Origin of the sequence: Pseudomonas sp. PDM32, assembly GCF_019219225.1 — a bacterium.
GTDB classification, from domain to species: domain Bacteria; phylum Pseudomonadota; class Gammaproteobacteria; order Pseudomonadales; family Pseudomonadaceae; genus Aquipseudomonas; species Aquipseudomonas laurylsulfatiphila.
The window spans coordinates 430,374-445,989 of the sequence record NZ_JAHUWE010000001.1 but is presented as its reverse complement, the minus strand read 5'-3'; the positions used below and the strand labels follow the sequence as shown (position 1 = coordinate 445,989).

At 58.9% G+C, this 15,616-nt stretch carries 14 protein-coding genes and 1 pseudogene; 12 read left to right on the top strand and 3 right to left on the bottom strand.

Features of this window, described 5'->3' with window-relative positions; all coding sequences use genetic code 11:
- The first annotated feature begins 95 nt into the window (after nucleotides 1–95).
- From KW846_RS02080 to KW846_RS02050, 7 genes and pseudogenes are all read left to right on the top strand, one after another.
- Nucleotides 96–1,373: a pitrilysin family protein gene (locus KW846_RS02080; RefSeq protein WP_218481160.1), complete on the top strand. Its 1,278-nt coding sequence runs from the start codon at nucleotides 96–98 to the stop codon at nucleotides 1,371–1,373.
- 382 nt (nucleotides 1,374–1,755) lie between these two features.
- A pseudogene (gene rsmD, locus KW846_RS02075) lies at nucleotides 1,756–1,884 on the top strand (16S rRNA (guanine(966)-N(2))-methyltransferase RsmD); the annotation flags it as partial.
- Nucleotides 1,885–2,055: 171 nt separating this feature from the next.
- The gene (locus KW846_RS02070; RefSeq protein WP_218481159.1) at nucleotides 2,056–3,294 is read left to right on the top strand and encodes a pitrilysin family protein; all 1,239 of its coding nucleotides are present in this window, start codon (nucleotides 2,056–2,058) and stop codon (nucleotides 3,292–3,294) included.
- Nucleotides 3,295–3,463: 169 nt separating this feature from the next.
- On the top strand, nucleotides 3,464–4,810 hold the full coding sequence (locus KW846_RS02065; RefSeq protein ID WP_218481158.1) for a pitrilysin family protein: 1,347 nt from the start codon (nucleotides 3,464–3,466) through the stop codon (nucleotides 4,808–4,810).
- Entirely contained in the window at nucleotides 4,803–6,248 is a 1,446-nt protein-coding gene (locus KW846_RS02060) for a pitrilysin family protein (RefSeq protein WP_218481157.1), read from the top strand. Before KW846_RS02065 ends, KW846_RS02060 begins: the two co-directional genes overlap by 8 nt.
- A gap of 99 nt (nucleotides 6,249–6,347) precedes the next feature.
- Nucleotides 6,348–7,340 (top strand): hydrolase, encoded by a 993-nt coding sequence (locus KW846_RS02055; RefSeq protein WP_218481156.1) that lies wholly within the window; start codon nucleotides 6,348–6,350, stop codon nucleotides 7,338–7,340.
- 3 nt (nucleotides 7,341–7,343) lie between these two features.
- Nucleotides 7,344–8,171 (top strand): AraC family transcriptional regulator, encoded by an 828-nt coding sequence (locus KW846_RS02050; RefSeq protein WP_218481155.1) that lies wholly within the window; start codon nucleotides 7,344–7,346, stop codon nucleotides 8,169–8,171.
- A 68-nt stretch (nucleotides 8,172–8,239) separates the two neighbouring features.
- On the opposite strand, the gene KW846_RS02045 is transcribed toward KW846_RS02050, so the two are convergent.
- Complete coding sequence (locus tag KW846_RS02045; RefSeq protein ID WP_218481154.1) at nucleotides 8,240–9,094, bottom strand: sulfurtransferase; 855 nt, start codon at nucleotides 9,092–9,094, stop codon at nucleotides 8,240–8,242.
- Between the two features lie 34 nt (nucleotides 9,095–9,128).
- The gene (locus KW846_RS02040; RefSeq protein ID WP_007975372.1) at nucleotides 9,129–9,800 is read right to left on the bottom strand and encodes a TetR/AcrR family transcriptional regulator; all 672 of its coding nucleotides are present in this window, start codon (nucleotides 9,798–9,800) and stop codon (nucleotides 9,129–9,131) included.
- A 145-nt stretch (nucleotides 9,801–9,945) separates the two neighbouring features.
- Here KW846_RS02040 and KW846_RS02035 point away from each other — a divergent pair, with 145 nt between their 5' ends.
- From KW846_RS02035 to KW846_RS02015, 5 genes are all read left to right on the top strand, one after another.
- Nucleotides 9,946–11,376 (top strand): coniferyl aldehyde dehydrogenase, encoded by a 1,431-nt coding sequence (locus tag KW846_RS02035; protein WP_218481153.1) that lies wholly within the window; start codon nucleotides 9,946–9,948, stop codon nucleotides 11,374–11,376.
- A 28-nt stretch (nucleotides 11,377–11,404) separates the two neighbouring features.
- A complete protein-coding gene (locus tag KW846_RS02030) occupies nucleotides 11,405–11,950 on the top strand; it encodes a twin-arginine translocation pathway signal protein (protein ID WP_218481152.1) in 546 nt (181 codons plus the stop codon).
- A 77-nt stretch (nucleotides 11,951–12,027) separates the two neighbouring features.
- Entirely contained in the window at nucleotides 12,028–13,623 is a 1,596-nt protein-coding gene (locus KW846_RS02025; protein ID WP_218481151.1) for a GMC family oxidoreductase, read from the top strand.
- Between the two features lie 115 nt (nucleotides 13,624–13,738).
- The gene (coaD, locus tag KW846_RS02020) at nucleotides 13,739–14,218 is read left to right on the top strand and encodes a pantetheine-phosphate adenylyltransferase (protein WP_007975368.1); all 480 of its coding nucleotides are present in this window, start codon (nucleotides 13,739–13,741) and stop codon (nucleotides 14,216–14,218) included.
- A gap of 205 nt (nucleotides 14,219–14,423) precedes the next feature.
- A complete protein-coding gene (locus tag KW846_RS02015; RefSeq protein WP_003195146.1) occupies nucleotides 14,424–14,675 on the top strand; it encodes a YfhL family 4Fe-4S dicluster ferredoxin in 252 nt (83 codons plus the stop codon).
- Between the two features lie 87 nt (nucleotides 14,676–14,762).
- Here the strand turns inward: KW846_RS02015 and mutM are convergent, their stop codons facing one another.
- A complete protein-coding gene (gene mutM, locus KW846_RS02010; RefSeq protein ID WP_015097228.1) occupies nucleotides 14,763–15,575 on the bottom strand; it encodes a bifunctional DNA-formamidopyrimidine glycosylase/DNA-(apurinic or apyrimidinic site) lyase in 813 nt (270 codons plus the stop codon).
- Nucleotides 15,576–15,616: the final 41 nt, after the last annotated feature.

The window sequence follows — 15,616 nt, the reverse complement described above, 5'->3', positions numbered from 1 at the left end:
TAAAATCGCAACACATCTGAAGTGGCTTGATCCAACCTCTTTGACCATTGTGAACGGGCGAAAAAACTCGCATGGATGCAATGGACAATTAATGGATGATCAAACCAATGACCGAACTACCCGTTCCCCCCACAAGTGAATTCACCCTCGACAATGGCCTGAAAGTCATCGTGCGCGAGGATCGCCGCACATCTGAGGTAGGACTGATGTTGTCTTATCTCACAGGTCCCGACCTTGAATGCCCTGAAGACTTCGGGATCAGTCGCCTCCTTCTGGACGCGTTGCTGTATGAATATGACGAGGACTTCCTCGAAGAAATCGGAGCTACTTATTTCAGCGTCGGCAGGGACAACCATCACCTTCTCCAGTTGCTGGCACCCAGCAATCATCTGGAGTTTGCCCTCAAGACTCTATCCACCACGATGAATGCACAACTCTCTGACGAAACGCTGCGTTACGCCCTGGATGACAATATCCTGCGCAGCAAGGAAAAGTCCTCGTTTGTATCGGCTATCAGCTACAGCCCGGAATTTGAAGCCCTGATCAACATGGGTAGTCTGTACTACCGAGCACCTGAAGCGCTTACAGCCAACCTCGAACGACTGCCCCTCGAACAAATACGGTGTTGGTACCAAAGTTGGTATGCACCGAACAACGCCGTGCTGGTGGTGGTTGGCGATGTTCAAATAAATGAAGCAAAACGTCTGATCGAGAACTGTTTCGGGGCTAATATCAGGCGCGATATACCATTCAGGCCTTTTGTGCATGCACCACCAGCGCCCGGATATCGCCAAATGACCCAGCATCTGGATACCAAATACCCGTTAATGCTGGTCGCATTCAACACGCCGGGAGTGATAACCACCGCCGACGCAAAATCCCAACGGGCATTGCGGATATTGGGCTCTCTACTTGAGGGCACTGTTCCCACCCGTTTGGCAATGTTCGGGAAGAACCGCTCTAAATTGGCATCGACGGTGGCTGGATCTTCGCCATTCAGTAACCAATTTAAAGTTGCATTCCACTTCGAAGGAGATCCATCTGAGGCTGAAGCTGATTTTTGGAAGTTGCTGGAAGAGGTGAAACGCAAGCCTTTCTCCCCTGAGGAAATCGAGCCTGCCATCACGAAACAATGCACCGAGGCACAGCAACGCCTTGACACCCTTGAGGGGCAGTTGATCCACATCAGCTTCTTAAGCTTATCAGGCCAACCATGGCAGTTAATTGACACTAAAGTAGCGCAGCTACAGAGTGTCACACCAGAGGATGTCTATCGGGCTGCCAACGCCTGCCTCACCCGAGAGTGCGCCAGTGTTGCTTATGTGTATCCCCTCGCCGAAAAAGAACCCGAAGCAACCAAAGCCTCGAAATAGACCACAAGTCCTTCTGTGCAACACCGGCCCAGCGCTCCCAGGCGCGCCGGGCCTTACTTTCGGGCAAATACCCAACATCGATCGCGCCCCATCTTGATTGTGGCAAGTTAGTGGCCCTTGGCAAGAGCGGCACAGCCAATGAAATCCTCAACATTTCGCACGCGACGATCCAACAACTGAACAACGCCTCCTCCCCTGCATGCCCCGCCCAATCTGCCAATGAAGACCTTCATTCCCGCCTTCGGCCTTGGCAACCCGCACTTGCAAACCTTGTGTTCGGGCGAACCCAACCTGTTGCCGAGCAGCGACCACTCCAGCGCAAGCGAAGACCTGGGCGAAACCGGCGGCGGCGCGCTGTTCCTCGAAGCCTTGTCCCGCAGCACGGCCATGGCTGCCCGAAGATGCCTGGGTGTACACCGAAAGCGAAACCGCACCGTCGACCCTGGGCCTGCCGGAGAACTGGCGCCTGCACCGCGAGCAGAAATCCGGGCGGGTTTATTACTCGCTTTGACAGCGCAACGCTGTCCTGTCCGCATAGCCACCTTCGGGTAAGCATCCACTCACCCGATTACTCCGCAAACGTCGCAATTAGAAATATATTTACGCTAGATAAATTTATTACTTGCGAACCATCTTAGGTGGGCGAAATAACTCGCACAACCGCAAATGGACTTGCAAACCCATGCAGCTAAATTACCCCACCACGCCAATAAAAGAACTCACTCTCGACAATGGTTTGAAAATCATTACCGCTGAAATCAGTCAAGCTAGCGAAGCTTACATCGATCTCGTTTACAAAGTCAGCAGCTGTAACGAACTACCAGAAAACGCAGGCATAAACATCACTCTTGCCAGCGTATTACTTTCTGACAACGAACATACATCAGCCCCTGACGAAAACGAGCACCTTTCATTTCACTTTGATGACTTCACGACCTATAGACAGCGTGTACGCCTTGCCGATTTAGACGAAGCCTTCAGCCAACTCGCAACCATGATGTCCGCACCAAAAATGACCGAAGCCTCTTTACAGGCAGTCATTCAAGAGACCAACAGCCATCGGGCCGCGCGGGATATATTTATATCCAACTACCTCACACCTCAGGAGGTCACCGAACTACTTTACCCTTTCAGCGGCTACTCCAACAATCCACAAGGCACTCCAACCAGCCTGTCACGCCTTGATCTCGATCAGTTACAGCAATGGCATCAACGTTGGTACATGCCCAACAATGCAACACTGATCGTTGTTGGAAATGTAAACACCGACAATATTCTCTCATTGGCAGAACAGCATTTCTCCGCGATCCCACACAAACCTCTTGAAGACTTCAAGTACGACAAAGAAGCTGCCGAACCGGGCAAGCGACACATCGAAGTGCGCAAAGACACTAATGAGCCCCTAGCGATCATGGCGTTCAACCTGCCTGACTTCGATTTTTTCAAAGGTGATCCTAACGCTCTTGGCGCCCTGGATATCATCGAGGAGCTTCTGAAAAACCACTTCCGGCTTACGCCAGACGGATCTGGCGCTGCGCGGAAAATCCTCAACCAAAATGCGGGCATTTTTTTCTTAAGCGTCAAGGCTCTATCGGCAGATCAAACTCCATGTCAATTGGAAAGCGGACTGCGCACTTATCTCAATAAGCTGAAGCGAAATCCAATCGATGCACAAAGCTTGGAGCACGCTCGTGAAAACATACTTACACGATGGGCCGGAAGGGAGCACAACCCTTCGGCTTTGCCCTACCTCCTCACCACCTATCACTATGCAAAACTCCCTCTGGATAGTAGGGCGCAACGATACCAAGCGCTGCTGAACATCACGCCCATGGACATTCAAAATTTCGCCAACACATACTTTACAGAACAGCGAATGACAACAGCCCACATCTTTCCAATGGCGGGCTCACCGGAATAATTCTGTTGCTCATTTTTTAAATCCTGCTGTTGAAAGACGAACAGAAAACCAAGGGGCTGCCGAACCGCAGCCGCTTGGGGAGTGCACTACATAGTTAACGCCTGACACCTTTGCGGATGATCCACAGTGGTTTGCGCAAATACCTGCAAACCACTGAGGATGTACACGGATGAACATCTCCCGCAACACGCTGGTGCTGTCCTTTATCGCCTGGTTGCCGCTCATGGCTGCCGCGGCTTCACCCCCTGCAACACAAGACTTTTTGCTGGATAACGGTCTCAAGGTCGTCGTGCGCGAAGACCATCGGTCCCCCATCGTCACCGTCCAACTCTGGATCAAGGTCGGCTCAAGCTACGAACCGCCCGGCCAGTCGGGCCTGTCCCACGCCCTCGAACACATGGTTTATAAAGGCAGCAGTAAGGCCTGCGCTGGAGAGTTCGCGGCGATACTGGAAAAGCTTGGCGCCAGTCAGAACGCTTCGACCGGTACGGATTTCACGGCCTTTTACCAGACACTGCCTGTCGCCCGGACAGGCGTCGCTTTCGAAATACTCGCCGACCTGATGAGCACGGCCGAACTGGATGCACAGGACTTCACACCGGAGCTCAAGGTCATTCAGGAAGAACGGAGAATGCGCGTTGATGATGAAATCACCGCGTCGGCTCACGAACAACTGAACAGCATCGCCTACCCGACCAGCGGCTACCGCACCTCGACGATTGGCTGGATGCACGACCTGCAACGAATGAACGCCGTTCAATTGCAGCAGTGGTATCAGGCCTGGTATGCGCCGGGCAATGCCACGCTGGTGGTCGTTGGCGATGTTGCGCCTGAGCGGATCAAGGCGCTGGCACAGCAGTACTTCGGCCACCTGCAGCGGCGTGCAACACCCATGACTCCCGTCCCCATTGAGTTGGCTGATGCCGGCGAGCGGTCATTGACCCTGCATGCACCGATATCGTCCCCGCGCCTCATCATGAGTTTCAACACACCCAGCCTGGCCACGGCTGAAAATCGCCGGAGCGCTCATGCCTTGCGCCTGCTCAATACGTTACTGGCCGGGTCCAACAGCGCGCGGATCAAACAGCAACTGCAACTGAGCGAGGCGATGTTTACCGAAGTCCAGGCAGAGTACGACGCCTTCAATCGAGGTGACTCGTTGCTCACTATCAGCACACAGCTCAACCCGGACAAGCTCAACGACCCTGACGAAGCCCTCGCCCGTGTCTGGCAAGTGATCGATTCACTGAAAAGCAAGGCACCGGAACCCGCAGAGCTGGAGCGTGCGAAAAACATCCTGATCGCCAACACGGTTTATGCACAGGACGATCTGGAAGCGCAGGCCAGTGCCCTTGGCGTGCTGGAAAGTATCGGCCTCGACTGGCGGTTGGCCGATCAGGATACGGATGAGCTGAGCCAGGTCACCCCCAAGGACATTCAACACGCCGCAATCACTTACCTGACGCATGAGCGCCTGAGTACCGCGAAGATTTTGCCGGAGAAAAACAATGGATAAGTTCAAAGGCCTCATCAATGGATTGATCATGGCCGGCATGCTTTTGAGTGCTCAGGCCCATGCCGCTGCAACCACGCCCCCCCAGAAACCAGGGCTGCAATCGCTCAAGGAACCACAGATTCCGGCTATCCACCGCACGCTGTCGATCAAGGGCTACAAAACTCACAGCGGGACCAAGATCCTGTTCATCCGCACCCCTGGCCTGCCGATGTTCGACGCTCTGGTGAGCTTTGCCGCCGGCAGCGTCCACACCCCCCATCAACCCGGTCTGGCAGCGGTGACCTTAAGCCTTTTGAATGAGGGCGTGGCTGGCAAGGACGTCAATGCCATACAGGCGACGTTCGATAATCTGGGTGCAAGGATGGACATGGGTATCGGCAAGGACCAGGCCTGGTTTTCCCTGCGCAGCCTGAGTGACGAAACACGGCGTACTCCAGCTTTGGAACTGTTTGCCCAGGTACTCGGCAAACCGCTGTTGCCGCAGGCATCCCTGCCTTCGGTGAAATCCCAACTGCAGTACTTTCTGGACCTCGAGGATCAGTCCCCTGCCACTCAAGCCCGACAAGTGAACCTCGGCCAACTGTTTCCCGACCACGGTTATGCTCAGTCCCTCTACGGCACCCGGACCGGGCTTGCCTCCATCACCCGCACTCAGGCGCAAGACTTTCATCGCGAGGCTTATGCCGCAGGCAATGCCCAGATCACACTGGTCGGCGACCTCACCGAGGAAGAAGCCCAGCGCATCGGTGCGCAGATATCCGCGGCCTTGCCCCTGGGGCCCGCCACTGCTGCGATCCAGGCAGTGACAAGTCCAACGGCCCCGAGTCTGCTGCGCGTTGAGCGACCATCGGCCCAGGCTTACCTGCGCCTTGCCCAGCCAAGTGTCCTGCGCAGCAGTCCGGACTACGACGCGCTGCAAATGGCCATGCGGGTTTTCACCAACCGACTGAGCAATGAACTCCGTGAGCGCCGAGGCCTGACCTACCACGTTGAAGCCGACCTCTCAGCCCTTCAGGCACAAGGGTTGCTGACCATTAAGTTGCAGACCCCACCCGAACAGGTCGATGCCGTACTGGCCCATATCAAGACGATGTTCAGCGACTTCCTCGCCCAAGGGCCGACTCAAGAGGAGCTTGATGACAGCCAGCAGCAACTGGCCAGTAGCGCACCGTTGAGCAGCGCTACCAATGCGCAGATTCTGAGCCAGTTGTACGCCATCAGTGCCCACAATCTGCCGCTGGACCTGGACTTCTCCACGCAAGCCGCCTTGAAGCTGAACCTCGCATCCATCAAAACCGCGCTCAACCGGCATTACCACGCCGACCAATGGCGCGTTGTCATTCTGGGGCCGAAGGCAGATCAACAACCGCTACCCGCTCCAATCGAAAGCACAACCAACGCCATGTGTCGCGCACCTGACGAGATTGTGGCAAGTTAGTTACCCCCCCGACGACGCGGTCGCGGCGCTGTCCCGCCGCGCCTTCGGGCAGACCCATGAGCACTTTCTCCGAGAATCACTGTGCACCCGCACCCCGCAATGGCCCAATCACCGTTCACCCCAGCCTTCGGCCTCGGCAATCCGCACTTGCAAACCTTGTGGGGGCCGCTGTGGCGTAAAACCGTGCACATCGGCCGCGAACGCGAACGCCTGTGGCTTGAAGATGGCGACTTTCTCGATCTGGACTGGCACGGTCCGCACAGCGCCGACGCGCCTTTGGTGCTGGTGCTGCACGGGCTCACCGGGTCCTCGAATTCACCTTATGTCGCCGGCCTGCAAAAAGCCCTGGGTGACCGGGGCTGGGCCAGCGTCGCGCTGAACTGGCGCGGTTGCTCGGGCGAACCCAATCTGCTGCCACGCAGTTACCATTCCGGTGCCAGTGAAGACCTGGCCGAAGCGATCAAACACTTGCGGGCCAAACGTCCTCTCGCACCACTCTTTGCGGTGGGTTACTCCCTCGGGGGTAATGTTCTGCTCAAGCATCTGGGCGAAACCGGCAGCGACAGCGGGGTGACGGCCGCCGTGGCGGTATCGGTGCCGTTCCGCCTGGACCAGTGCGCCGACCGTATCGGCCAGGGTTTCTCCAAGGTTTACCAGGCACATTTCATGCGCGAGATGGTCGCCTACATCAAGAACAAACAGCGACAGTTCCAGCACGACGGACGCGAGGATGGACTGGCCGCATTGGCTGCGCTCGGCTCGCTGGAAAACATGCGTACATTCTGGGATTTCGATGGCCGGGTTACCGCACCGCTGAACGGTTTTGTCGATGCCGAGGATTATTATCGCCGCGCCTCGAGCCGCTACTTCCTCGGCGAGATTCGTACGCCGACCTTGGTGATTCAGGCCGCCGACGATCCGTTCGTGTTTCCCCACAGCCTGCCGCACGCCGATGAGTTATCCGCATCCACGCAATTCGAGCTGCAAGCCAAGGGCGGGCATGTCGGCTTCGTCGACGGCACGCTCAGACAACCGGGTTACTACCTTGAACGGCGCATCCCCGAGTGGCTGGCCGCCACAGGGCGCGCTTGAGTCATGGACGCTGACCAGGGCGAGTCAATCCACTTCTGGCAAACCCCGCCCCTGGCCGGGGTCGAGTTATTGTCCGCCCGCTACATCGATCATCGTTTTGCCCCGCATGTGCATGACGGCTATGTGATCGGCATGATCATGGCCGGCGCCCAGCGTTATCGCTATCGCGGTGCCGAACACCTGGCGGGCAGCGGTACGCTGGTGCTGATCAACCCCGATGAATTGCACACCGGCCACAAAGGCACCGAGAATGGCTGGCTTTACCGGGCGTTTTATCCGGACAGCGGGCAGATAACCTCGCTGCTGGCCGAACTCGAACTGCCGACCCACCACCTGCCGGCTTTCGGTGCCACGCTGTATCGCGACCAGGATCTGGTGAACGGCTTCTGCCAACTCCATCGCTTGCTGGAAAGCCCCGCCACCGCCTTGCAGCAACAAACGGTCTGGCGCGAACTGGTGCTGTCGCTGTTGCAGCGTCATGCGGCGGTGCCCGATGCCGGTAAACCCGGCAAGGAACACCGGGCCGTGAGCCTGGCCAAGGAGTTGCTGCACGCGCAACTGACAGCGCCGCCCTCACTGGAGACGCTGGCGGCGGCGGTCAACCTCTCGCCCTTCCATTTCGCCCGGGTATTCCGCCGGGCCACCGGCATGCCGCCGCACACCTGGCTGATGCAACAGCGCATCGCCCGGGCGCGAGCGTTGCTGCAGAGTGGTTGTCTGCCGCTGGAAGTCGCCATGCAACTGGGGTTTGCTGACCAGAGCCACCTGAGTCGGCAGTTCAAGCAGGTGTATGGGGTTGGACCCGGGGCGTATCGAAGTGCCCGGCTTTAGAAACAAAAAAGATCGCAGCCTTCTGTAGGAGCTGCCGAAGGCTGCGATCTTTTGATCCTGCTTTTGCCTCATTCGCCCGTGGCAATGCCCCGCGCAGGCTCGTTGATCCACTCACTCCACGACCCGGCATACAACGAACCCAATGGATAACCGGCGAGACACAACGCAAACAGGTTGTGGCACGCCGTCACGCCGGAACCACAGTACGCCACCAGATCCTTCGGCGAACGATCGCCCAGTTTTGCGGCAAAGCGCTGCTTGAGCTGATCGGCCGGTAGAAAACGCCCGTCACTGCCCAGATTGTCGGTAAACGCCGCACATTGAGCGCCAGGAATGTGCCCGGCAATCGGATCGATCGGTTCCACTTCCCCCTTGAAACGCGGCAGTGCGCGGGCATCGAGCAGGGTCAGTTCCGGCCGGGAGAGGCGCTTTTGCAGCCGTTCGGCACTGATCAGCAATGCCGTGTCAGGACTGCCGGTGAAGGATCCACGAGTGATCGCCGGCGCATCCAGGCTCAGCGGCAAACCGGCCGCGTGCCAGGCCTTGAGACCGCCATCGAGGATAAATACACCGTCGCGTTTGCCCAACCAGGCCAGCAACCACCAGGCCCGCGCCGCATAGGCCCCCGGACCGTCGTCGTACAGAACCACTTCGCTATCGGCGTTGATGCCCCAGGCCTGCAGGCGCTCGATCAGTTGCGCCGGCTCGGGCAGCGGATGGCGCCCGGTCACGCCCTTGACCACCACGCCACTCAGATCTCGCTCGAGGTCGGCATAGCTCGCACCGGCGATGTGCCCCTCGGCATAGCTGCGCTGACCGTAATCAGGGTCTTCAAGGGCAAAACGACAATCCAGAATCACCAACCCCGCCTGGTCCTTTTTCAGGTCCAGTGCTTGCGGGCTGATCAGTTGCGCAATGGGCATAACGGGCTCCTGTGATTTTTATCAGACGTCGATCCTACGACACTTCCTCGAGCGCCTGGGCCAGGGGCACGTAAAACTCTTCGAACAAGGCCTTGACCGCATCGCGGGACTGATCCGTGACGAACCCGGCTTCCAGCACAAGCACCTGATAAACCCCGCGTTTAATGGCCTGTTCGCTCAAGTGGCTGGAATTCTCCCGCGTGGTGCACAGGAAGCGCACCCAGGACGTGAGGATGATCCAGGCATTGAGCGTCAGGGATTCGATCTGCACTTTGTCCATCTCCAGGATACCGGCGGCGACAAAACCTTCGTAGATCGCCGCCCCCTGGATCAGGCAACGCTGGGAGAAACGTCGATAGCGGTCGGCCAGGTCCGGATCGCTGTCGAGCAAATGTTCGAGATCGCGATGCAGAAAGCGGTAGCGCCACATCGCCGACAGCAGCTCCTTGAGGTAGAAGCGTTTGTCTTCCACCGTGGCGGCGCGGCCTTGGGGCGGGCGCAGGAAGCTGTCCACCAGGCTTTCGTACTCGCTGAACAGCACGGCGATGATCGCCTGCTTGTTAGGGAAGTGGTAGTACAGGTTGCCCGGGGAAATTTCCATATGGGCAGCAATGTGGTTGGTACTGATGCTGCGCTCGCCCTGCTGGTTGAACAGCTCCAGGCTGTTCTGCACGATGCGCTCGCTGGTTTTGATCCGTGGGGCCATGGCTTGAGCTTAAATTCAGAGTGCGTTGACGGGCATCTTAGATCTATCCGCGAGCGGATAAAACAAAGCTGTTCCAGGATGTCATTTGACTTTTTAGAGCATAGACTCTAAAAAGTACCTCATTACAATAAATCCGGAGCCGACCATGACTGCTGACATTTCCTACCTGCAAAACCTACAGCAGCCGCTGGAAGAGCTTCAGGCCTTGTTTGACGCCCAGCGTGCCGCCTACGCCGCCAACCCGATGCCACCCGCCGCGCAGCGTCAGCAATGGCTCAAGGCCCTGAAGGATTTATTGAACAGCGAACGCCAGATCCTGATCGATGCGATCAGCCAGGACTTCAGCCATCGCAGCGCCGATGAAACCCTGGTCGCCGAACTGATGCCCAGCCTGCACGGCATCCATTACGCCAGCAAACACCTCAAGGGCTGGATGCGAGCTTCGCGGCGCAAGGTTGGTGTCGCTTTCCAGCCCGCCTCTGCCAAAGTCGTTTACCAACCGCTGGGCGTGGTCGGGGTCATCGTGCCGTGGAACTACCCGCTGTACCTGGCCATCGGTCCGTTGGTCGGCGCGCTGTCGGCGGGCAACCGGGTGATGCTCAAGCTCAGTGAGTCGACCCCCGCGACCGGCCTGCTGATGAAGCAACTGCTGGCGCGCATCTTCCCCGAAGACCTGGTGTGCGTGGTCCTTGGCGAGGCAGACATTGGCGTGGCGTTTTCACGCCTGCCGTTCGATCACCTGCTGTTCACCGGTGCCACCAGCATCGGCAAACACGTGATGCGCGCCGCTGCGGAAAACCTGACCCCGGTGACCCTTGAGCTGGGCGGCAAGTCCCCGGCCATCGTTTCCCGCGATGTACCGCTCAAGGACGCCGCCGAGCGCATCGCCTTCGGTAAAACCCTGAACGCCGGCCAGACCTGCGTGGCCCCGGACTATGTGCTGGTGCCGGAGGATCGCGTGGGCGGTTTCGTCGAAGCCTACCGCTCTGCCGTCCGCGGGTTTTATCCGACGCTGGCCGACAACCCGGACTACACCGCGATCATCAATGAGCGACAACTGGCCCGCCTCAACGGCTACATCAGCGACGCCACCAGCAAGGGTGCGTTGCTGATGCCGCTGTTCGACCAGGGCCAGGGCCGCCGCATGAGCCATAGCCTGCTGCTCAATGTCACTGACGAGATGACGGTGATGCAGGACGAAATCTTCGGGCCGCTGTTGCCGATCGTGCCGTACAAGGATCTGGACCAGGCCTTTGCCTACATCAATCAACGCCCGCGCCCACTGGCGCTGTACTACTTCGGCTACGACAAGCGCGAACAACAGCGCGTGCTGCACGAAACCCACTCCGGCGGCGTGTGCCTGAACGACACGCTGCTGCACGTCGCCCAGGACGACATGCCGTTCGGCGGCATCGGTGCCTCGGGCATGGGTCACTACCATGGCCATGAAGGCTTCCTGACCTTCAGCAAGGCCAAGGGTGTCTTGATCAAGCAGCGGTTCAACGCGGCGAAACTGATTTACCCGCCGTATGGCAAATCGATCCAGAAGCTGATCCAGAAGCTGTTCATCCGCTAACGATCATCACCGCCGGGAAATAACAAGAATGAATCCCAGTCTGTCCGATACACCCGCGCTGTCACGGCGCGGGTTGCTTAAATTCAGCCTCGGCGCCAGCGCCTTTCTCGCCACTGCCGGGTTGGGCGCCAGCCTCAGCGGCTGTTCGGCGAGCGTCCCGGCCAGTGGCTTCGTCACGCTGCGCAGCGGCGACCTACTGTTCTTGCGAGCGTTGATTCCGGTCATGCTCGATGGCGCCGTGACCTCCGAACGGATGCCGGAGGCTGTCGAAGGCACACTTGAAAGCCTGGATTACAACCTCGCGCACCTGTCGCCGGAAATGCTCAAACTGACCCGCCAACTGTTCGATGTGCTGGGCATGGCCGTCACCCGCGGACCGTTGACCGGAATCTGGGGCAGCTGGGAAAACGCCAGCGCCGACGATATCCGACAATTCCTCGATCATTGGGAAAACAGTTCGTTGAGCCTGTTACGCATGGGCCACAGCTCTTTGCTGCAACTGGTGATGATGGCCTGGTACGGCCGCAAGGAATCGTGGGCACATTGCGGGTATCCCGGGCCGCCTATTGTCTGAAATCGAGTCGCCCCCTTCGCGGGCAAGCCCGCTCCCACACTTGACCGTGCCCCCAATAATAAATAGAGAACCCGAAGATGCCCGTACCCGATCCGTTTCGCGAAGGCATGGCCCGAGGTTGGAAAACCTACAACGGCTCACAACTGACCCAGGACCTGACACTCGAAGCAGACGTGGCGATCATCGGCAGCGGTGCCGGCGGCGGCACCACCGCCGAAATCCTCAGCGCGGCCGGTTACAAAGTGCTGCTGATCGAGGAAGGCCCGCTCAAGACCAGCAGCGACTTCAAACTGCTTGAAGACCAGGCCTACAGCAGCCTCTATCAGGAAGGCATCGGCCGCATGAGCAAGGATGGCGCAATCACCATCCTCCAGGGCCGGGCGGTGGGCGGCACCACGCTGATCAACTGGACCTCCAGTTTCCGCACCCCGGAGCCGACCCTCGAACACTGGGCCAAAGAGCACAACGTCAAGGGTCACAACCCGGCGGACATGGCGCCGTGGTTCGAGAAAATGGAGCAGCGCCTGGGCGTCGCGCCTTGGATGGTGCCGCCCAACGCCAACAATGATGTGATCCGCAAGGGCTGCCAGGAACTGGGTTACAGCTGGCACGTCATCCCGCGCAACGTTCGCGGCTGCTGGAACCTCGGTTACTGCGGCATGGGCTGCCCCACCAACGCCAAGCAATCGATGATGGTCACCACCATTCCGGCGACCCTGGAAAAAGGCGGCGAGCTGCTTTACCTGGCCCGCGCTGAAAAACTCACGATCAGCGGCGACAAGATCACTGGCCTGCACTGTTCGGCGATGGATGAACGCTGCGTCGCACCGACCGGGCGCACCATCACGGTCAAGGCGCGGCATTTCGTGCTGGCCGGTGGCGGCATCAACAGCCCGGCCTTGCTGATGCGCTCCGGGGCACCCGACCCGCACAAGCGCCTGGGCAAACGTACGTTCCTGCACCCGGTGAACATGTCCGCCGCGTTGTTCGACGAAGTCGTCAACCCGTTCTACGGCGCGCCTCAGTCGATCTATTCCGACCATTTCCAGTGGCAGGACGGCACCACCGGCAAAATGTCCTTCAAACTGGAGGTCCCGCCATTGCATCCGGCGCTGGCCGCAACCTTGCTCGGCGGTTTCGGGCAGGAGAATTCGCAACACATGGCCAACCTGCCCCACACCCACGCCATGCTGGCGTTGCTGCGGGACGGCTTTCACCCGGACAGCCAGGGTGGAAGCGTCGAATTGCGCAGCGACGACACACCGGTGCTGGATTATCAGCTCTCACCTTACGCTTGGGACGGCTTGCGCCGGGCCTTTCATACCATGGCCGAGATCCAGTTTGCCGGTGGCGCCAGGGCCGTGATGCCGATGCACGCCGACGCCCGTTACGTGAAGACCCTCGCCGAAGCCCGTACGCTGATCGATGGCCTGAGCCTGGAGTTGTACCGCACACGCCTGGGCAGTGCCCATGTGATGGGCGGCTGCGCCATGGGTGAAGACCCGACAAACGCAGTGACTGACAGCCTCGGCCGGCACCATCAGTTGGGCAATCTGTCGATCCACGACGGCTCGCTGTTCCCCACCAGCATTGGCGCCAATCCTCAATTGTCGGTCTACGGACTGACGGCACAACTGGCGACTTCCCTGGCCGAGCGTTTAAAAAACCCATGAAAATGGCGATTATTCCCATCGTCTATAGTGCTTTCTTACCCAACAGGCGACTTGGCCGACCGGGAAGGCTGCGATACCATCCGACTCCCCAACGGATTCCCGCCAGGACGACGCGATGAACCGAGTGTTGTACCCAGGTACCTTCGACCCTATTACCAAGGGCCATGGCGATCTGGTCGAACGCGCCTCGCGCCTGTTCGATCACGTGATCATCGCCGTCGCCGCCAGCCCGAAGAAAAACCCGCTGTTTCCTCTGGAACAACGGGTGGAACTGGCACGCGAGGTCACTAAACATCTGCCGAACGTAGAAGTCGTCGGTTTCTCGACGCTGCTTGCGCATTTCGCCAAAGAGCAGAATGCCAACGTGTTCCTGCGTGGTTTGCGCGCGGTGTCGGACTTCGAATACGAATTCCAGCTGGCCAACATGAACCGACAACTGGCGCCGGATGTGGAAAGCCTGTTCCTGACCCCGTCCGAGCGTTATTCGTTCATTTCCTCAACGCTGGTCCGTGAAATTGCGGCCCTGGGTGGCGATATCACCAAGTTCGTACACCCAGCGGTGGCGGACGCCCTGACCGAGCGCTTCAAGAAATAACCCCCGCCACTGTGGGAGCGAGCCTGCTCGCGATGGACGTCAAAGATAACGCGGGAAACCTGACACCCCGCGGCGTTCTCGGCTTCATCGCCAGCAGGCTGGCTCCTACAGTGCGTCGCACCTGCGTGCAACACGGGCGCCAATGCGGCACAATTGTACGCATTGGTTTATTACGCCCGGGCCTGCCGCCCCGGCTGGAGTTAGCATGTCCCTGATCATCACCGACGATTGCATCAACTGCGACGTCTGCGAACCCGAGTGCCCGAACGCCGCCATTTCCCAGGGCGAAGAGATCTATGTGATCGACCCGAACCTGTGCACCCAGTGTGTCGGCCACTACGACGAACCGCAGTGCCAGCAGGTCTGCCCGGTGGATTGCATTCCACTGGACGAAGCCCATCCGGAGACTGAAGAACAGTTGATGGAGAAGTACCGCAAGATTACCGGTAAGGCTTGACGCACCAGAAGATCGCAGCCTTCGGCAGCTCCTACAGAAAACACAATTCCCCTGTAGGAGCTGCCGAAGGCTGCGATCTTTTGACTTTCAGCTCTGACAACGCGGGCAAAAAACGCTGGCGCGCTGCCCCAGCTTCACTTCCCGCAGCCCCGTGCCACAAACCTTGCAGTGCTCACCACCACGGCCGTACACGAACAGTTCCTGCTGGAAATAACCAGGCTGACCGTCACCACCGATAAAGTCCCGCAGCGTGGTTCCGCCGCGCTCGATGGCGGCCGCCAGGATGCGCTTGATCTCGATGGCCAGTTTCAAATACCGCGCACGGGAAATGCTCTTGGCTTCACGACGCGGGTCGATGCCAGCGGCGAACAACGCTTCGGTCGCATAGATATTGCCGACGCCCACCACCACCGCGTTATCCATGATGAACGGCTTGACCGCCATCGAACGGCCACGGGACTGCTGGAACAGGCGCTCGCCGTCGAACAGGTCGGTCAGCGGTTCCGGCCCCAGGCGAATCAGCAATTCGTGATTGAGCGGATCGAGGCTCCAGAGCATGGCGCCGAAGCGCCGCGGATCGGTGTAACGCAGGGCCAGGCCCGACTCCAGTTCGATGTCCACATGCTCATGCTTGGCCGCCGGCAACCCGGCCTCCACCAGACGCAAGTTGCCTGACATGCCCAAATGGCTGATCAAGGTGCCGACTTCGGCGTTGATCAGCAGGTACTTGGCGCGCCGCTCCACCAATACGATGCGCTGGCCGGACAGGCGCACATCGAGGTCCTCGGGGATCGGCCAACGCAGACGGCGATCACGCACGATCACCCGGCTGACGCGCTGGCCTTCCAGGTACGGCGCGATGCCGCGACGGGTGGTTTCGACTTCTGGCAATTCAGGCATGGTGCTCTCGGATCAGGCGCATGGCGCGGAAAGGTCCGACA

Bases quoted from the DNA above. Each gene is read 5' to 3' on its own strand.
- KW846_RS02060 (WP_218481157.1), top strand. From the start codon at position 4,803: ATGGATAAGTTCAAAGGCCTCATCAATGGATTGATCATGGCCGGCATG.
- KW846_RS02050 (WP_218481155.1), top strand. From the start codon at position 7,344: ATGGACGCTGACCAGGGCGAGTCAATCCACTTCTGGCAAACCCCGCCC.
- KW846_RS02065 (WP_218481158.1), top strand. From the start codon at position 3,464: ATGAACATCTCCCGCAACACGCTGGTGCTGTCCTTTATCGCCTGGTTG.
- KW846_RS02030 (WP_218481152.1), top strand. From the start codon at position 11,405: ATGAATCCCAGTCTGTCCGATACACCCGCGCTGTCACGGCGCGGGTTG.
- KW846_RS02080 (WP_218481160.1), top strand. From the start codon at position 96: ATGATCAAACCAATGACCGAACTACCCGTTCCCCCCACAAGTGAATTC.
- KW846_RS02025 (WP_218481151.1), top strand. From the start codon at position 12,028: ATGCCCGTACCCGATCCGTTTCGCGAAGGCATGGCCCGAGGTTGGAAA.
- KW846_RS02035 (WP_218481153.1), top strand. From the start codon at position 9,946: ATGACTGCTGACATTTCCTACCTGCAAAACCTACAGCAGCCGCTGGAA.
- coaD (WP_007975368.1), top strand. From the start codon at position 13,739: ATGAACCGAGTGTTGTACCCAGGTACCTTCGACCCTATTACCAAGGGC.
- KW846_RS02015 (WP_003195146.1), top strand. From the start codon at position 14,424: ATGTCCCTGATCATCACCGACGATTGCATCAACTGCGACGTCTGCGAA.
- KW846_RS02070 (WP_218481159.1), top strand. From the start codon at position 2,056: ATGCAGCTAAATTACCCCACCACGCCAATAAAAGAACTCACTCTCGAC.
- KW846_RS02045 (WP_218481154.1), bottom strand. From the start codon at position 9,094: ATGCCCATTGCGCAACTGATCAGCCCGCAAGCACTGGACCTGAAAAAG.
- KW846_RS02055 (WP_218481156.1), top strand. From the start codon at position 6,348: ATGGCCCAATCACCGTTCACCCCAGCCTTCGGCCTCGGCAATCCGCAC.
- KW846_RS02040 (WP_007975372.1), bottom strand. From the start codon at position 9,800: ATGGCCCCACGGATCAAAACCAGCGAGCGCATCGTGCAGAACAGCCTG.
- mutM (WP_015097228.1), bottom strand. From the start codon at position 15,575: ATGCCTGAATTGCCAGAAGTCGAAACCACCCGTCGCGGCATCGCGCCG.